Below are 14,694 nucleotides of genomic sequence, written 5' to 3'. Positions count from 1 at the left end.
ACCTCTGCCCGGCCCTCACGCCTCGTCCGGCGCACCCTTCTCGCTCAGATAGGGGTCGGGATAGCCCAGGCTTTGCAGGATGGCGGTTTCCAGGGCTTCCATGGCCTCGGCTTCCACCTCATCCATATGGTCGTAGCCCTGCAGATGCAGCACGCCATGGACCACCAGGTGAGCCCAGTGCGCCTCCAGGGTCTTGCCCTGCTCCAGCGCCTCGCGCTCGACCACTGGTGCGCACAGCACCAGGTCGCCCATCAGGATGTCGTCCATGCCCGGCATGGCTTCGCCCTCATTGAAGGCAAAGCTCAGCACATTGGTCGCATAGTCCTTGCTGCGATAGTCGCGGTTCAGCGCACGGCCTTCGGCCTCGTCCACCACCCGCAGGGTCAGCGAGGCATCAAGCCCCGCCTCCAGCGCGGCGGCAGCCCACAGGCGCAGCAGCTTCTTGCCGGGCGTGCCCTTGGGGCGCACACCATACTGCACCGCCAAGTCCAAGGAGCCTTCGCGGTCCGCACCCAGCACCGAAAGATCAACCGGGTCGCGCTCCACTTCGATACGCACGGCATTGGCGGCACCCGGGCGCAGCAACAGCCGCGCCGGAGCATGATCCCCGGCCGGCGTGCCGATCAGCAGACCATCCTGCTCATCAAGCAGTACCTGCAGCTCGCTGCCGTCGGCCAGCACGATGCGCAAGGCCTCAGCCTTGACCCGCTTTTGCTTGCCATCGGCATCAACGGCATAGACTTCTGGCTTACTCATCGTTCTTTTCCTTGGCGCGATCGCGCTTTTCATAGGCATCGACTATCTTTTGCACCAACGGGTGCCGCACCACGTCATCACTCTTGAAATAGTGCAAGGCTATGCCGCGCACATTCTGCAGCACATGCTGGGCGTCGATCAGGCCGGACTTCTGGTGGCGCTGCAAGTCGATCTGGGTGACATCGCCGGTTACCACGGCCTTGGAACCAAAGCCGATGCGGGTCAGAAACATCTTCATCTGCTCGGGCGTGGTGTTCTGCGCTTCGTCCAGAATGATAAAGGCGTGATTGAGGGTACGGCCACGCATAAAGGCCAGCGGCGCCACCTCGATGATGCCCCGCTCGAACAGCTTGGTGACCTTGTCAAACCCCATCAGGTCGTAGAGGGCGTCGTAGAGCGGGCGCAGATAGGGGTCCACCTTCTGCACCAGGTCGCCCGGCAGGAACCCCAGCCGCTCGCCAGCCTCCACCGCCGGCCGCACCAGCACCAGCCGCTTGACCAGGTCGCGCTCCAGCGCATCGACCGCGCTGGCAACGGCCAGATAGGTCTTGCCGGTACCGGCAGGGCCGATACCGAAAGTGATATCGTGCTCCTGTATGGCCTTGAGGTAGTGATTCTGCCTGGGCGTACGGCCACGCAGATCGGCGCGCTTGGTCAGCAGCACCGGCATGCCGTCTTCGCCAGCCACCATGGCGTCTGTCGGATGCGCCACCTCAATCAAGCCCAGCTGTATCTCCTCGACATCGATGGGCCGCCGCGATATGGCATAGAAGCGCTCCAGCAACTCAGTGGCCAGCTTAGTCTGCACCACCCGGCCAGAGATGCTGAAATGCTCGCCACGGCGGGCAATATCGACTTCCAGGCCGTTTTCTATCTGGCGCAGATTTTCATCAAGGGCGCCGCACAGATTGGCCAGTCGGCCGTTGTCTACAGGTTCAAAGCTGATTTCACGGGTAGCGTGACGGATGCTCATGGCGTGAGGCGTTTCTCGTGGCTGCGTTGCGGGTGACCAATGATACGGCGATAACCCATGCTTTCGTAGAAATGCATGGCCGGCTCGGCATTGGTATACAGCACCAGGCGCTTGAAGTGCTGCCGGGCGTGTTGCTCGATGGCGCCGATCAGGGCATGGCCCACGCCGTGGCTGCGGGCCTCGGGATGCACATACACCCGCCGCACCCGCCCCAGCGTATCGTCATCACAGTCGCGATTGATCCCCGCCACCCCCACCAGCCGGTCCGCCATCCAGACGGCCAGAAAGGCTTCGCCTTCCTGGTCGAAACGGTTATCGCCGCAGCGCCAGTCATCGATCAGGCGGCGCAGAAAGCGGAATCCCTCTGCCTCGCCCAACACACAGAGGGCCTCTACGCCCTCGGGTAGATCGGCCACCGGCACGATCTGCACCGGCGCCTCGTTACCGATCGCTACGGTAGACATCATGCGCTGACGGTCTCGCGCGTCACGATCTCGCCACGCAGGCTGTGCGGCATGGCCTCGGTGATCAGCACCTCGGTGAACTGATTGATCAGGCGGGCATGGCCGGCGAAGTTGACGATGCGGTTGTTGTCGGTGCGGCCCGCCAGCTCACTGGCATCCTTGCGGGCGTGGCCTTCCACCAGCACGCGTTGCACCGTGCCCACCATGCGGCGGTTTTCTTCCTGGGCGAACGCCTCGATACGGGCCTGCAGCCGCATCAGGCGCTTGACCTTGTCCTCATGGCTTACGTCATCGGGCAGATCAGCAGCCGGCGTACCGGGGCGGCGGCTGTAGATAAAGCTGAAACTGGCGTCAAAACGCACATCTTCAATCAGCTTCATGGTGCGCTCGAAGTCCTCATCCGTTTCGCCGGGGAAGCCGACGATAAAGTCGGACGACAGGCAGATATCGGGACGCGCCTCGCGCAGCTTGCGCACGATGGCCTTGAATTCCAGGGTGGTATAGCCGCGCTTCATGTTCACCAGCACCCGATCAGAACCTGCCTGCACCGGCAGGTGCAGGTGCGATACCAGCTTGGGCAGATTGCGGTAGCAATCGATCAGCCGCTGTGTCATTTCCTTGGGGTGGCTGGTGGTATAGCGAATGCGCTCGATACCGGGTATCTCGTGGACATATTCCAGCAGCAGTGCAAAGTCGGCGATCTCGCCGTCTTCCATCTTGCCCAGGTAGGCATTGACGTTCTGCCCCAACAGGGTGACTTCCTTGACGCCCTGCTGCGCCAGGCCCGCCACTTCGACCAGCACGTCCTCGAACGGCCGGCTGACTTCCTGACCACGGGTGTAAGGCACCACGCAGAAGGAACAGAACTTGGAGCAGCCTTCCATGATGGAGACAAAGGCGGTGCCGCCTTCAACCCGCGCAGGCGGCAGATGGTCGAATTTCTCAATCTCCGGGAAGGAGATATCCACCTGGGAAGCGCCGCTGGCACGCCGCTGGGCAATCAACTCAGGCAGGCGGTGCAGGGTCTGGGGGCCGAATACCAGGTCCACGAAGGGCGCCCGCTTGACGATGGCCTCCCCCTCCTGCGAGGCGACACAGCCACCCACGCCTATCAGCAGATTGGGGTTCTGCAGCTTGAGTTCGCGCACCCTGCCCAGGTCGGAAAACACCTTCTCCTGCGCCTTTTCGCGCACCGAGCAGGTGTTGAACAGGATGACATCAGCCTCCTCGGGATTATCGGTCTTGGTCAGGCCCTCCGACGCGTTGAGCACATCCACCATCTTGTCCGAGTCGTACTCGTTCATCTGGCAGCCGAAGGTTTTGATGAAGACTTTCTTGCTCACGATAATCCGCCTTGAAATCAAGCCCTTAGTTTACGCCAATCACCACGGCGCGCGCATAAGGCAAAAGCCCGCTGCCTTACGGCAACGGGCTTTAAAAACCTGGTGGCTATGACTGGACTTGAACCAGTGACCCCAGCATTATGAGTGCTGTGCTCTAACCAGCTGAGCTACATAGCCAACGAAGAGGGCGTGATTATCCGCAGCGCCCCGCTATTCGTCAAGCGCCACGCGCAAATCTTTTCAGACAGCTATAAACCGCCCGAGCGGTCATCCCGGCCAAACCCCGCCAGCAAGCCCGGCAGCGCCAGGTTGCGCGAGAAGGCAATGACCTTGAACAACTCGCCCATCTCGGCCGGCCCCACCAGCTTCTGCGCCGCTGCGGCCGCCCTGAAGTAGTCCTGGCTCTGGCTGTCCATCCCGGCCATGCATTCCAGCAGGCCCGCATCCAGCAGGAAGGCACCCTGGGCCGTATAGCCCTCCAGTTGCCAGCCTGCCGCCTCCCCCGCACGCCAGATGGCCGAGAAATCCACATGCGTGGTGATGTCCTCCAGGCCCGGCAGATGAAACGGATCGTCGTGGCTATGGTGGCGGTAGTGGCACATCAGGGTGCCCTTGTGTCGCTGCGGGTGGTAGTACTCGCTGGCCACAAAGCCATAGTCCGGCAAGATCAAGACGCCCTGCCTGGTGGCCTCTGCCAGGCTGGCCACAAAGCCACACGCCTCGGGCTGTATCTCGGTCAGATAGCCATCCGGCAGACCGTCAGTAGCGATATGCGCCACCACGGCAATATCCACCAGCGGTTTATCCTCCCAGGCCAGACCTTCGCGCCAGCACACGCCACGCTCCCACCACGCACCACCCTGCCAACAGACCAGCCGGCATGGCATAGCATCGAGCACCTCGTTGCCGACAATGGCGCCGACAAACGCCTGCGGCAGCGCAGTCAGCCAGCTCACCCGTGCCAGCAAGTCGGGTTCGGCAGCCAGCGTCTCACGCTGCCGCTGCGCCAGCTCGGCCGATAATTCCAGAATCAGATAGCGCGCCGGCAACTGCCCCAGCGCAGCCAGCGCCTGCAGCATGTCCAGCGCCAACCTGCCTGAGCCCGCCCCCACCTCAAGCACATCGCCACCGCACTGCCGCAGCACCTGGGCCACAGGCCGGGCCAGGCACTGGGCAAACAGCGGCGACAATTCCGGCGCCGTGATGAAGTCCCCGGCGGCACCGAACTTGCGGCTACCGCCGCTGTAGTAACCCAGGCCAGGGGCGTACAGGGCCAGCCGCATATAGTCGGCAAAAGATAGCCAGCCGCCAGCCTGGTTCAGTTCATGCTGTATCAGTTGCAACAGGGCCTGGCTGGCGGCCTGTTGCGCAGCGCTGGGCGCGGGAAGGGAGGTCATGTGCTAGATTCGATGCCATCAGAGAACACGCAGTTTAACGAGGGTGCATCATGCAGGGCAAAGTGGCATTGGTAACCGGCGGCGCCAAGCGGGTAGGCGCCAGCATCGTACGGCGGCTGCATGGCGCCGGCTGGAACATCATGCTGCATTACCGCAGCTCCAGCACCGAGGCGCGCGCGCTGGCCGCCGCACTCAATCTGCAGCGCAGCGGCAGCGTCGCCCTGGCCCAGGCCGATCTGCTCAATATTGCCGGCCTGCCCATGCTGGTACAGCAGACCCTGCAGCAATTCGGCAGGCTGGATGCCCTGGTCAACAATGCCTCCAGTTTCTTCCCCACCCGCGTGGGCGATATCAATGAAGACAACTGGGCCGACCTGATAGGCAGCAACGTCAAAGCCCCCTTGTTCCTGGCGCAGGCCGCCGCGCCCGAACTGAAAAAAAGCCATGGCTGCATCGTCAGCATTGCCGATATCCATATCGAGCGCCCCATGCGCGACCATGTGGTTTACACCATAGGCAAGGCCGGCCTTGCCGCCATGACACGGGCGCTGGCGCGTGATCTGGCACCCGAAGTCAGGGTCAATGCCGTGGCACCTGGCGCCAATGTCTGGCCCGATGCGGACTCGGTGTTCGATGAGCTGCATCGCCAGCGCATCGTCGGCAGCATACCGCTCAAGCGCGTGGGCGAACCCGACGATCTGGCCCGCACCATCCAGTTCCTGATCGAGGATGCCCCCTACATCACTGGCCAGATCATCAACGTAGACGGCGGCCGTAGCGTATATCTCTGATTTGCCAGGGCGGCCGGCCATGCTGATTTTCGTGCAAGCAGACGGCGCCAAGGCAAAAAACCCTGTAAAATCACGCCCTTTCGCATTTCAGGGTGGCCGATATGGACGCCGTAATACAGAAGCCGGCACTGACCGACGCCGAGCAAAAAGCCAAATACAACTTTGACAAGCTGGCCAAGCGCCTGCGCCATGCCGTGGGTGACGCCATCGACGACTTCGGCATGATAGAAGCCGGCGACCGCATCATGGTCTGCCTGTCCGGCGGCAAGGACAGCTACACCATGCTGGATATCCTGCTGAGCCTGCAAAAGAGCGCGCCCATCGATTTCGAGCTGATTGCCGTCAATCTGGATCAAAAACAGCCCGGCTTTCCCGAGCACGTGCTGCCCGCCTATCTGGACAAGCTGGGCGTGCCTTACAAGATCGTCGAGGAAGATACCTACTCCATCGTCAAACGCGTGGTGCCTGAGGGCAAGACCACCTGCGGCCTGTGCTCGCGCCTGCGGCGCGGCATCCTGTACCGGGTCGCCGACGAACTGGGCTGCACCAAGATCGCGCTGGGCCACCATCGCGACGACATACTGGAAACCCTGTTCCTCAACATGTTCCACGGCGGCCGCCTGAAAGCCATGCCGCCCAAGCTGGTGAGCGACGATGGCCGCCATATGGTGATACGCCCACTGGCCTACTGCCGCGAGAAGGACATAGAACGCTACGCCGAACTGCGCGCCTTCCCCATCATCCCCTGCAATCTGTGCGGCTCGCAGACCAATCTGCAGCGCGTGGTGGTGGGCGATATGCTGCGCGACTGGGACAAACGCTTCCCCGGCAGGCTGGAGAGCATGTTCCGCTCCCTGCAGCATGTCGTGCCCTCGCACCTGGCCGATCCCCAGCGCTTCGACTTCAAGGGCCTCAAGACGCAGGACACCCCCTTCGAAGATGGCGATACCGCCTTCGATGCACTGGAACTGCCGCAACCGCCTGAGGGCAGCCTGCGCGGCATCAGCATCATGGATAGCCGCGACAAGCTGGAAGGGTGCCACTGATGCGGCGCTTCGGTAAGCGCGTGCACAAGTCGCCGCACGAGGAGGTCGTGGTCGACGTCAGCGAGAAGGACGGCATACGCTCGCTGCACCTGGGCTCGGAGGCCATACAGAGCTCCATGCGGGTACGCGACCCCTATGAGCTGGTGCTGGGCTACAGCCGCTGCATGTTCTCCTTCCTGCTGTTCCGCGAGCCACCGCGCAATATGCTGATGGTGGGCCTGGGCGGGGGCTCCATCGCCAAGTTCGCCTACAAGCACCTGCCCGAGACCCGCATCGTGGTGGTCGAGCTGCTGCCCCAGATCGTCAGCGTAGCCCGCTCCATGTTCTTCCTGCCGCCGGACGATGAACGGCTGCAGGTCATCGTCGGCGACGGTGCAGACCATATCGAGAACATGGTCAATCCGGTGGATGTGATCATGCTGGACGCCTACGGCGCCACCGGCATAGCCGAACCGCTGTCCACCGAGGACTTTTTTGGCCGCTGCCGCGATCACCTGACACCCGAAGGGGTGCTGATGGTCAATCTGTGGGGTTCGGACTCGCGCTTCAATGCCTATGTGGACAGGCTAAGCCGCGCCTTTGATGGCCTGGTGCTGTGCCTGCCCGCCCGCCAGCGCGGCAATGTCACCGCGCTGTGCTTCAAGCGGGGCTGCAACAGCCCAACCTGGTCGGCGCTGACCGAGAAGGCACTGGAACTGGAGCAGCGCTACCCGCTGGAGTTCGCCGAGTTCGCCAGCGACCTGAGCCGCATGAATGTGCACAACGACCGTCGGCTATTGATATAGCAGGAGTTTTTCCAGCCAGGCGCAAACCCCCGCCGACTTGCTGCAAAGCAGCATCAGCCTTTGCTTTCCATCACCGTGCCGATGTGAAAAAATCAAGACAACTTAACGATTTCCTACGGTGATACCCATGCTCGATCGAGACGGTTATCGCCCCAACGTTGGCATCATTATCTGCAACGACAAAAACCAGGTTTTTTGGGGCAAGCGTGTTCGCGAACATTCCTGGCAGTTCCCGCAGGGCGGCATCAAATCGGGCGAAACGCCCGAGCAGGCCATGTTTCGTGAGCTGATGGAAGAAACCGGGCTCAAGCCCGAGCATGTCCGCATCCTAGGGCGCACCCGGGACTGGCTGCGCTATGACGTGCCCACCCATTGGGTGCGGCGGGAGTGGCGCGGCACCTATCGCGGCCAGAAGCAGATCTGGTTTCTGCTGCGGCTGGTCGGCCGTGAGTGCGATGTCTGCCTGCGGGCCTCGCACCACCCGGAGTTTGATGCCTGGCGCTGGAATGAATACTGGGCGCCGCTGGAGGCCGTGATCGAGTTCAAGCGCGGCGTCTACGAGCAGGCACTGTCTGAGCTGGCACGCTTTCTGACACCCCATCCTCGCCAAAAAGCACTTCCACGACAACAAGAAGCACCACGCTGACTATACTCCTCGCTGAAACGCCTCTCGGCAGCTAGTATTCAGCTGCCGTTAGGCTTACACGGATTATATTGGCCCTTTGAATGCAATCGTGGTCTTGGTTGCGCCGCACAATAACGGTAGCATTGGCAGATGCGACAACAAATACTCGTTACCGGGGGAGCCGGCTACATAGGCAGTCATACCTGTGTGGAACTGCTGGCCGCAGGCTACGACCTGGTCGTCGTCGACAATTTCTCCAACAGCAAGCCCGCTGTGCTGGATCGCGTTGCCGCCATTGCCGGCCGCGCCATGATCTGGCACGAGGGTGATCTACGTGATCGTGGCTTGCTGCAGCGCCTTTTCGACAAACACCCGTTCGCGGGTGTGTTGCATTGCGCCGGCGTCAAATCCATCTCCGAAGCCCAGCAGTTCCCCCTCAAGTACTATCAACATAATCTCGAAGCCAGCCTGACCCTGCTCGACGCCATGGCGCGGCACAATGTACGCAGGCTGGTATTCAGCTCCTCAGCAACGGTCTACGGCGAAGCTGCCCGCGTGCCTTACCGCGAGGAAGCCCCGGTGGCGCCCAACACCGTCTACGGCCGCAGCAAGGCCATGGTGGAGGGCATATTGCACGACCTGGTACAGGCCGACCCCAGTTGGCGTATTGCCATACTGCGTTATTTCAATCCTGTGGGCGCCCACCCATCGGGCCTGATAGGCGAGGACCCCAGCGGCGCCGTCAACAACCTGATGCCCCACCTGTGCCAGGTTGCCGTTGGCCGTCAGGACGAACTATCCATCTTCGGCCATGACTACCCCACGCCCGACGGCACTGGCGTACGCGACTACCTGCATGTGTGTGATATGGCTGAGGGCCACGTCAAGGCATTGCAGCACACCGCCGGCGAAAGCGGCCTGCTGACCCTGAACCTGGGCATGGGCCGCGGCCACAGTGTGCTGGAAGTCATACGCGCTTTCGAGCAGGCCTGCGGCCAACGTATACCTTCGCGCTTCGTGGCACGCCGCCAGGGCGACCTGGCCAGCTACTATGCCGACCCCAGCCGGGCGGCCGATATACTGGGTTGGCGCGCCAAGCGCGACCTGCTGGAAATGTGTGCCGACGCCTGGCGTTGGCAATCGCAAAACCCGAACGGCTACTGAGCCGCCCTGCTCTACACCCGCCGGCCCATTCGTTGCTCCCGCACAACAGGCCGCCGGGGTTGGCGGGCCCGCCCAGCACTGCCGCCTTATCTATTCGGAGTGCATCTTGATTCTTGTTACCGGCGGCGCGGGTTTTATCGGCGCCAATTTTATTCTGGAGTGGCTCAAGCAGTGCGACGAGCCCGTCATCAACCTCGACAAGCTGACTTACGCTGGCAACCGCGACAATCTGCAAGTCCTGGCCAACGATGATCGCCACCGCCTGGTACAAGGTGACATAGGCGACAGCGCCCTGCTGGCACAGCTGCTGAGCCAGTATCAGCCGCGCGCCATCATCAATTTTGCGGCGGAATCGCATGTAGACCGCTCGATACACGGCCCGGCCGATTTCATCGAGACCAATGTACTGGGTACATTCCGCCTGCTGGAGGCCACACGCGCCTACTGGCAAGGCCTGGCGGCGGCGGCCAAGGCCGACTTCCGCTTTCTGCATGTCTCCACCGACGAAGTCTACGGCTCGCTGGAGCGGCAAGACCCTGCTTTCGCCGAAACCCACCAGTACCAGCCCAACAGCCCCTATTCCGCCTCCAAGGCGGCATCCGATCATCTGGTACGGGCCTGGCACCATACCTATGGCCTGCCGGTACTGACCACCAACTGCTCCAACAACTACGGGCCGTATCAGTTTCCAGAGAAGCTGATACCGCTGATGATTACCCACGCGCTGGCCGGCAAGGCCCTACCCATCTACGGCGATGGCCAGAACGTGCGTGACTGGCTCTATGTGGGTGACCACTGCGCCGCCATACGTCAGGTACTGGGTCACGGCCGCCTGGGTGAGACCTACAATATCGGCGGCTGGAACGAAAAGCCCAATATCGAGATCGTCCACCTGATCTGCGACCTGCTGGACCAGGCCCACCCCCGCCAGGATGGCCGCTCCTACCGCGAACAGATCAGCTATGTGACCGACCGCCCCGGCCATGATCGCCGCTACGCCATTGATGCCCGCAAGGTGGAACGCGAGCTGGGCTGGCGCCCCAGCGAGACCTTCGAGACTGGCATACGCAAGACCATAGACTGGTATCTGGCCCATCCCGACTGGCTGGCCCGCATTGCCAATGGCAGCTATCGTGCCGCGACCACAGAGAGCGTACCCGCATGAAGGGCATCATCCTGGCCGGTGGCTCCGGCACCCGCCTTTACCCCGCCACGCTGGCCGTCAGCAAGCAGCTGCTGCCGGTATACGACAAACCCATGGTCTATTACCCCCTGACCACCCTGATGCTGGCGGGGATACGCGACATCCTGCTGATCTCCACCCCGCAGGATACGCCGCGCTTCCAGCAACTGCTGGGCGATGGCTCGCAATGGGGCATACGGCTGCAGTACAAGGTGCAGCCCAGCCCCGACGGGCTGGCGCAGGCTTTTATCCTGGGCGAGGAATTCATCGCCGGCGACAGCGTTGCCCTGGTGCTGGGTGACAACATCTTCTACGGCCATGATTTCCAGTCCCTGCTGACCAATGCCGCCCAGCGCAGCGAGGGCGCCACCGTATTTGCCTATGCGGTGACCGACCCGGAGCGTTATGGCGTAGTGGAATTCAATGCACAGGGCCAGGCTGTCAGCCTGGAGGAAAAGCCCAAACAGCCCAAGTCGCGCTATGCGGTGACCGGCCTGTATTTCTACGACCACCGCGTGGTGGAAGTGGCCAAGTCCATCCAACCCTCGGCACGGGGCGAGCTGGAGATTACCGACGTCAACGCCCGCTACCTGGAATGGAATGCGCTGAACGTGGAGATCATGGGCCGGGGCTATGCCTGGCTGGATACCGGCACCCATGAATCCATGCTGGAGGCCTCTCTGTTCATCCAGACCCTGGAAAAGCGCCAAGGCCAGAAGATAGCCAGCCCGGAGGAGGTCGCCTTCCGCCAGGGCTATATCGACGCGGCGGCCCTGCAACGGCTGGCCCAGCCCATGGCCAAGAATGCCTACGGCCAATACCTGCTGAGCCTGCTGGCAGATGACAGGCCGTTCCGCTGATGCCAGCACCATGCGGCTAGGCCTGCTGGTCCCCACGCTGAATGCCGGCCCCCGCTGGGTCGAATGGCTGGCCGCCCTGGCCAGCCAGACCCGGCAACCAGACCGCACCCTGATCATCGACTCCAGCTCCAACGACCAGACCGCCGAGCTTGCCCGCGATGCCGGGCTGGAGGTGTGCAGCATCGCCCGCACGGACTTCGACCATGGCGGCACCCGCTTGTGGGGCCTGCAACGGCTAAACGACTGCGATGTGGTGGTCTGCATGACCCAGGATGCCCTGCTGTCCTCGCCCGAAGCCCTTGCCAGGCTGCTGGTGGCGTTCGAGCAGACCGATGTGGCCGCTGCCTATGGCCGGCAGCTGCCCCACCATGACGCCACGCCGCTGGCGACACATGCCCGCCAGTTCAATTATCCGGCCCGGTCCCACGTGGTGAGCTACGCCGATCGGCAACAGCTGGGCATCAAGACTGCTTTTTGCTCCAACTCCTTCTCAGCCTGGCGCCGACGCGACTTGATGGCACTGGGTGGCTTCCCACAGCGCACCCTGCTGGCAGAGGACATGCTTGCCTGCGCCAGGTTGCTGCAAGCAGGTTTCCGCGTCGCCTACGTGGCAGACGCCTGTGTAGCCCACTCGCACAACTACCCGGCCACGGCCGAATTCCGCCGTTACTTTGATACCGGCGCCCTGCATGCGGGCGAACCCTGGCTGCTGCACAGCTTTGGCCAGGTGGCGGGGGAAGGATTGCGCTATGTCAGGTCGGAGTGGCGCAGCATGCGCATGCACGGCCGGATATGGCAGTGGCGCAGCCTCAAGGCTAGCGGCATGAAGTGGCTGGGCTACCAACTGGGCAAGCGCTCGCGCCGGCTACCCCGTTGGCTATGCCAGCGCCTCAGCATGCACCCGCGCTGGTGGCAGCCCCCCGGCCGGCCTTAGCGCGGGCTATGGGCTTGCATCGCTGCGGCGAGGTGAAGTGGGTGATTGCCATCAGGGGATAGCCCAGGGTATCGGGCATCGCCGGTGCTTAGCGCCAGCATCCCTCTGTGCAAGCCCCATCCATAAGCGGTGTCGTTATCCGACTTTCAGTAAGCACCGCGCCGATTCAGCACCACCAGGCAGGTACGTAGCAGGATGGTGAAATCCAGCCACAAGCTCCAGTTGCGTACATAGTGGGCATCCAGCGCCACGCGCTGGGCATAGCTGGTGTCATTGCGGCCACTTACCTGCCACAAACCGGTAATACCAGGCCGAACCGCCAGGTAGCTGGCCAGGGCCTCACCATAGCGCGGCAACTCCTCGCTGACGACCGGGCGCGGCCCCACCAGGCTCATCTGCCCTCGCAACACATTCCATAGCTGCGGCAGCTCATCCAGGCTGGACTTGCGCAGGAAGGCACCCAAGGGGGTAACACGAGGATCCTGCTTCAGCTTGAAATCCTGCTGCCATTGCCGTCGTGCCTCTGGATCGCGGGCCAGCAGATCAGCCAAGCGCTGCTCGGCATCCACATACATGGTGCGGAACTTGTAGCAATGGAAAGTCCGGCCATGGCGGCCCACCCGGACATGGCCAAACAGCGGCCGTCCGCCCTGCAGGCACAACAGGCCATACAGCAGCAGCAGCACAGGCGCACACAGCAACAGCGCCAGCAGACCCAGCAGAATATCCAGCAGACGCTTGGTGCCGCTGTTGAAGCGGCTCAACAAGGGCGACATCAGCTCAGCAACTGGCGCAATTGCGCCGTATCGAGATGGGTCACATAGGCCTGGCTCATCGCGCGCAACAGCACGAAGCGTATACGGCCGGCTTCCACCTTCTTGTCCTGCGCCATCAATTCCAACCAGCGCTCAAAGCCCAGCGCGGGCGCCTCCACAGGCAAGCCGGCAGCCTGTAGCAGGCGGGCAATGCGCGCCACATCATCCTCGCTCAATTGCCCCAGCAGGTGCGATGCCTTGGCGGCCAGCAGCATACCCACCGCCACCGCCTCACCATGCAGCCAGGTACCATAGCCCAGGCCCGCCTCTATGGCATGGCCAAAGGTATGGCCCAGGTTCAACAGGGCACGCTGGCCTTCCTCGCGCTCGTCCGCCATCACGATGCGGGCCTTGTTACGGCAGGAACGCTCAACGGCATAGGCCAGCGCCGCAGTATCACGGGCCATCAAGCGGCCCATGTTCTGTTCCAACCAGACAAAGAACTCAGGGTCGTCGATCAGGCCGTATTTGATCACCTCAGCCAAACCTGCGGCATATTCCCTGGCGGGTAGACTATGCAAGGTAGCCAGGTCTGCCAGCACCAGTCTGGGCTGGTAGAACGCGCCTATCATGTTCTTGCCCAGCGGATGGTTGATGGCCGTCTTGCCACCCACCGAGGAATCCACCTGGGCCAACAAGGTGGTCGGCACTTGGATGAAAGGCACGCCACGCTGGTAGATGGCCGCAGCAAAACCGGTCATGTCGCCGATCACCCCACCGCCCAGGGCAATCAAGGTGGTCTTGCGCTCACAACGGCTGGTCAGTAACTGATCCATGATCTGGTTCAAGGTCTCCCAGGTCTTATAGGCTTCACCGTCGGGCAGGCAGATAGGCAGGACGCTCACCCCCTGCGCCTCCAGAGCAGCCTGCAAGGGTGCGAGGTAGAGCTTGGCCACGGTAACGTTGGTCACCACGGCCACCTTGGGCAAGGGCAGCAGCCGTACGATGGGACTTACGTCCGCCAGCAGATTGCTGCCGATCAGAATGTCATAGCTGGCGCGGCCCAGATCAAGATGAACGGATGTCATGGCGTTGGGACAACTCGGTAAGTATGGATTGAGCCAGTTGCTGCACGCCCTGCCGGCCGGTATCGACCACCAGGTCGGCCAGTTCGCGGTAGATGGGGTCGCGCTCGGTATACAGCTGCTCCAGCTTGGCCCGAGGATTGGCGGTCTGCAGCAGGGGGCGGTTTTTGTCCTGGCGGGTGCGCTGGTAGAGTTCCTCTACCGAAGCCCGTAGGTAGATCACAAAGCCATGCTTGCGCAGGCAATCGCGATTGGCCGGATTCAGCACCGCACCGCCACCGGTCGCCAGCACGATATCGCTGAGCGCCGTGAGGGCACGTATGGTTTCCACCTCCCGCGCACGAAAGCCCGCCTCGCCTTCGATTTCAAAGATGATGGGCACCCGCACACCGGTGCGCGCCTCTATCTCATGATCGGCGTCATAGAAGGTTTTGTTGGACAGGCGCGCCAGGCTGCGACCTATGGTCGTCTTGCCTGCACCCATCAACCCCACAAGAAAAAAATTGCCCGGCAAATTCATGCCGGGCATTGTA

At 62.3% G+C, this 14,694-nt stretch carries 16 protein-coding genes and 1 tRNA gene; 8 read left to right on the top strand and 9 right to left on the bottom strand.

Annotated elements, in window-relative coordinates; genetic code table 11:
* Window positions 1–15: 15 nt before the first annotated feature.
* From ybeY to V7714_RS14985, 6 genes are all read right to left on the bottom strand, one after another.
* A complete protein-coding gene (gene ybeY / locus V7714_RS15010) occupies window positions 16–756 on the bottom strand; it encodes an rRNA maturation RNase YbeY (RefSeq protein ID WP_335710434.1) in 741 nt (246 codons plus the stop codon).
* Window positions 749–1,729, bottom strand: coding sequence for a PhoH family protein (locus V7714_RS15005; RefSeq protein WP_335710433.1), 981 nt, complete (start codon window positions 1,727–1,729; stop codon window positions 749–751). Before V7714_RS15005 ends, ybeY begins: the two co-directional genes overlap by 8 nt.
* Window positions 1,726–2,196: a GNAT family N-acetyltransferase gene (locus V7714_RS15000; protein WP_335710432.1), complete on the bottom strand. Its 471-nt coding sequence runs from the start codon at window positions 2,194–2,196 to the stop codon at window positions 1,726–1,728. The genes V7714_RS15005 and V7714_RS15000 overlap by 4 nt, the downstream gene beginning before the upstream one ends.
* Window positions 2,193–3,536 (bottom strand): tRNA (N6-isopentenyl adenosine(37)-C2)-methylthiotransferase MiaB, encoded by a 1,344-nt coding sequence (gene miaB, locus V7714_RS14995; protein ID WP_335710431.1) that lies wholly within the window; start codon window positions 3,534–3,536, stop codon window positions 2,193–2,195. The genes V7714_RS15000 and miaB overlap by 4 nt, the downstream gene beginning before the upstream one ends.
* 100 nt (window positions 3,537–3,636) lie before the next feature.
* Window positions 3,637–3,713: transfer RNA gene (locus V7714_RS14990), tRNA-Met, on the bottom strand.
* 71 nt (window positions 3,714–3,784) lie between these two features.
* Window positions 3,785–4,933, bottom strand: coding sequence for a class I SAM-dependent methyltransferase (locus V7714_RS14985; protein ID WP_335710430.1), 1,149 nt, complete (start codon window positions 4,931–4,933; stop codon window positions 3,785–3,787).
* A gap of 50 nt (window positions 4,934–4,983) precedes the next feature.
* Here V7714_RS14985 and V7714_RS14980 point away from each other — a divergent pair, with 50 nt between their 5' ends.
* From V7714_RS14980 to V7714_RS14945, 8 genes are all read left to right on the top strand, one after another.
* The gene (locus tag V7714_RS14980; protein WP_335710429.1) at window positions 4,984–5,724 is read left to right on the top strand and encodes a pteridine reductase; all 741 of its coding nucleotides are present in this window, start codon (window positions 4,984–4,986) and stop codon (window positions 5,722–5,724) included.
* Window positions 5,725–5,825: 101 nt separating this feature from the next.
* Complete coding sequence (ttcA, locus tag V7714_RS14975; RefSeq protein WP_335710428.1) at window positions 5,826–6,770, top strand: tRNA 2-thiocytidine(32) synthetase TtcA; 945 nt, start codon at window positions 5,826–5,828, stop codon at window positions 6,768–6,770.
* Complete coding sequence (locus V7714_RS14970; protein ID WP_284196966.1) at window positions 6,770–7,555, top strand: polyamine aminopropyltransferase; 786 nt, start codon at window positions 6,770–6,772, stop codon at window positions 7,553–7,555. The genes ttcA and V7714_RS14970 overlap by 1 nt, the downstream gene beginning before the upstream one ends.
* A 127-nt stretch (window positions 7,556–7,682) precedes the next feature.
* Window positions 7,683–8,201: an RNA pyrophosphohydrolase gene (locus V7714_RS14965; protein ID WP_335710427.1), complete on the top strand. Its 519-nt coding sequence runs from the start codon at window positions 7,683–7,685 to the stop codon at window positions 8,199–8,201.
* Window positions 8,202–8,330: 129 nt separating this feature from the next.
* Window positions 8,331–9,344, top strand: a complete 1,014-nt coding sequence (galE, locus tag V7714_RS14960; protein WP_335710426.1) for a UDP-glucose 4-epimerase GalE — start codon at window positions 8,331–8,333, stop codon at window positions 9,342–9,344.
* Window positions 9,345–9,447: 103 nt separating this feature from the next.
* Entirely contained in the window at window positions 9,448–10,509 is a 1,062-nt protein-coding gene (rfbB, locus tag V7714_RS14955) for a dTDP-glucose 4,6-dehydratase (protein WP_335710493.1), read from the top strand.
* Window positions 10,506–11,387 (top strand): glucose-1-phosphate thymidylyltransferase RfbA, encoded by an 882-nt coding sequence (gene rfbA, locus V7714_RS14950; protein ID WP_335710425.1) that lies wholly within the window; start codon window positions 10,506–10,508, stop codon window positions 11,385–11,387. The genes rfbB and rfbA overlap by 4 nt, the downstream gene beginning before the upstream one ends.
* On the top strand, window positions 11,368–12,321 hold the full coding sequence (locus tag V7714_RS14945) for a glycosyltransferase (RefSeq protein WP_335710424.1): 954 nt from the start codon (window positions 11,368–11,370) through the stop codon (window positions 12,319–12,321). The genes rfbA and V7714_RS14945 overlap by 20 nt, the downstream gene beginning before the upstream one ends.
* A gap of 146 nt (window positions 12,322–12,467) precedes the next feature.
* Here the strand turns inward: V7714_RS14945 and V7714_RS14940 are convergent, their stop codons facing one another.
* Genes V7714_RS14940 through V7714_RS14930 form a run of 3 tightly spaced genes read right to left on the bottom strand, consistent with a single transcriptional unit; the run spans window position 12,468 to window position 14,690 of the window.
* The gene (locus tag V7714_RS14940; RefSeq protein ID WP_335710423.1) at window positions 12,468–13,097 is read right to left on the bottom strand and encodes a sugar transferase; all 630 of its coding nucleotides are present in this window, start codon (window positions 13,095–13,097) and stop codon (window positions 12,468–12,470) included.
* Complete coding sequence (gene aroB / locus V7714_RS14935; RefSeq protein ID WP_335710422.1) at window positions 13,097–14,164, bottom strand: 3-dehydroquinate synthase; 1,068 nt, start codon at window positions 14,162–14,164, stop codon at window positions 13,097–13,099. The genes V7714_RS14940 and aroB overlap by 1 nt, the downstream gene beginning before the upstream one ends.
* Complete coding sequence (locus tag V7714_RS14930) at window positions 14,145–14,690, bottom strand: shikimate kinase (protein WP_308447505.1); 546 nt, start codon at window positions 14,688–14,690, stop codon at window positions 14,145–14,147. The genes aroB and V7714_RS14930 overlap by 20 nt, the downstream gene beginning before the upstream one ends.
* Window positions 14,691–14,694 lie beyond the last annotated feature (4 nt).

It is taken from the genome of Chitinimonas sp. JJ19, assembly GCF_036961565.1.
Classification (GTDB): Bacteria; Pseudomonadota; Gammaproteobacteria; order Burkholderiales; family Chitinimonadaceae; genus Chitinimonas.
The sequence above is the reverse complement of the archived record's forward strand: the minus strand, read 5'-3'. Positions and strand labels throughout refer to the sequence as shown.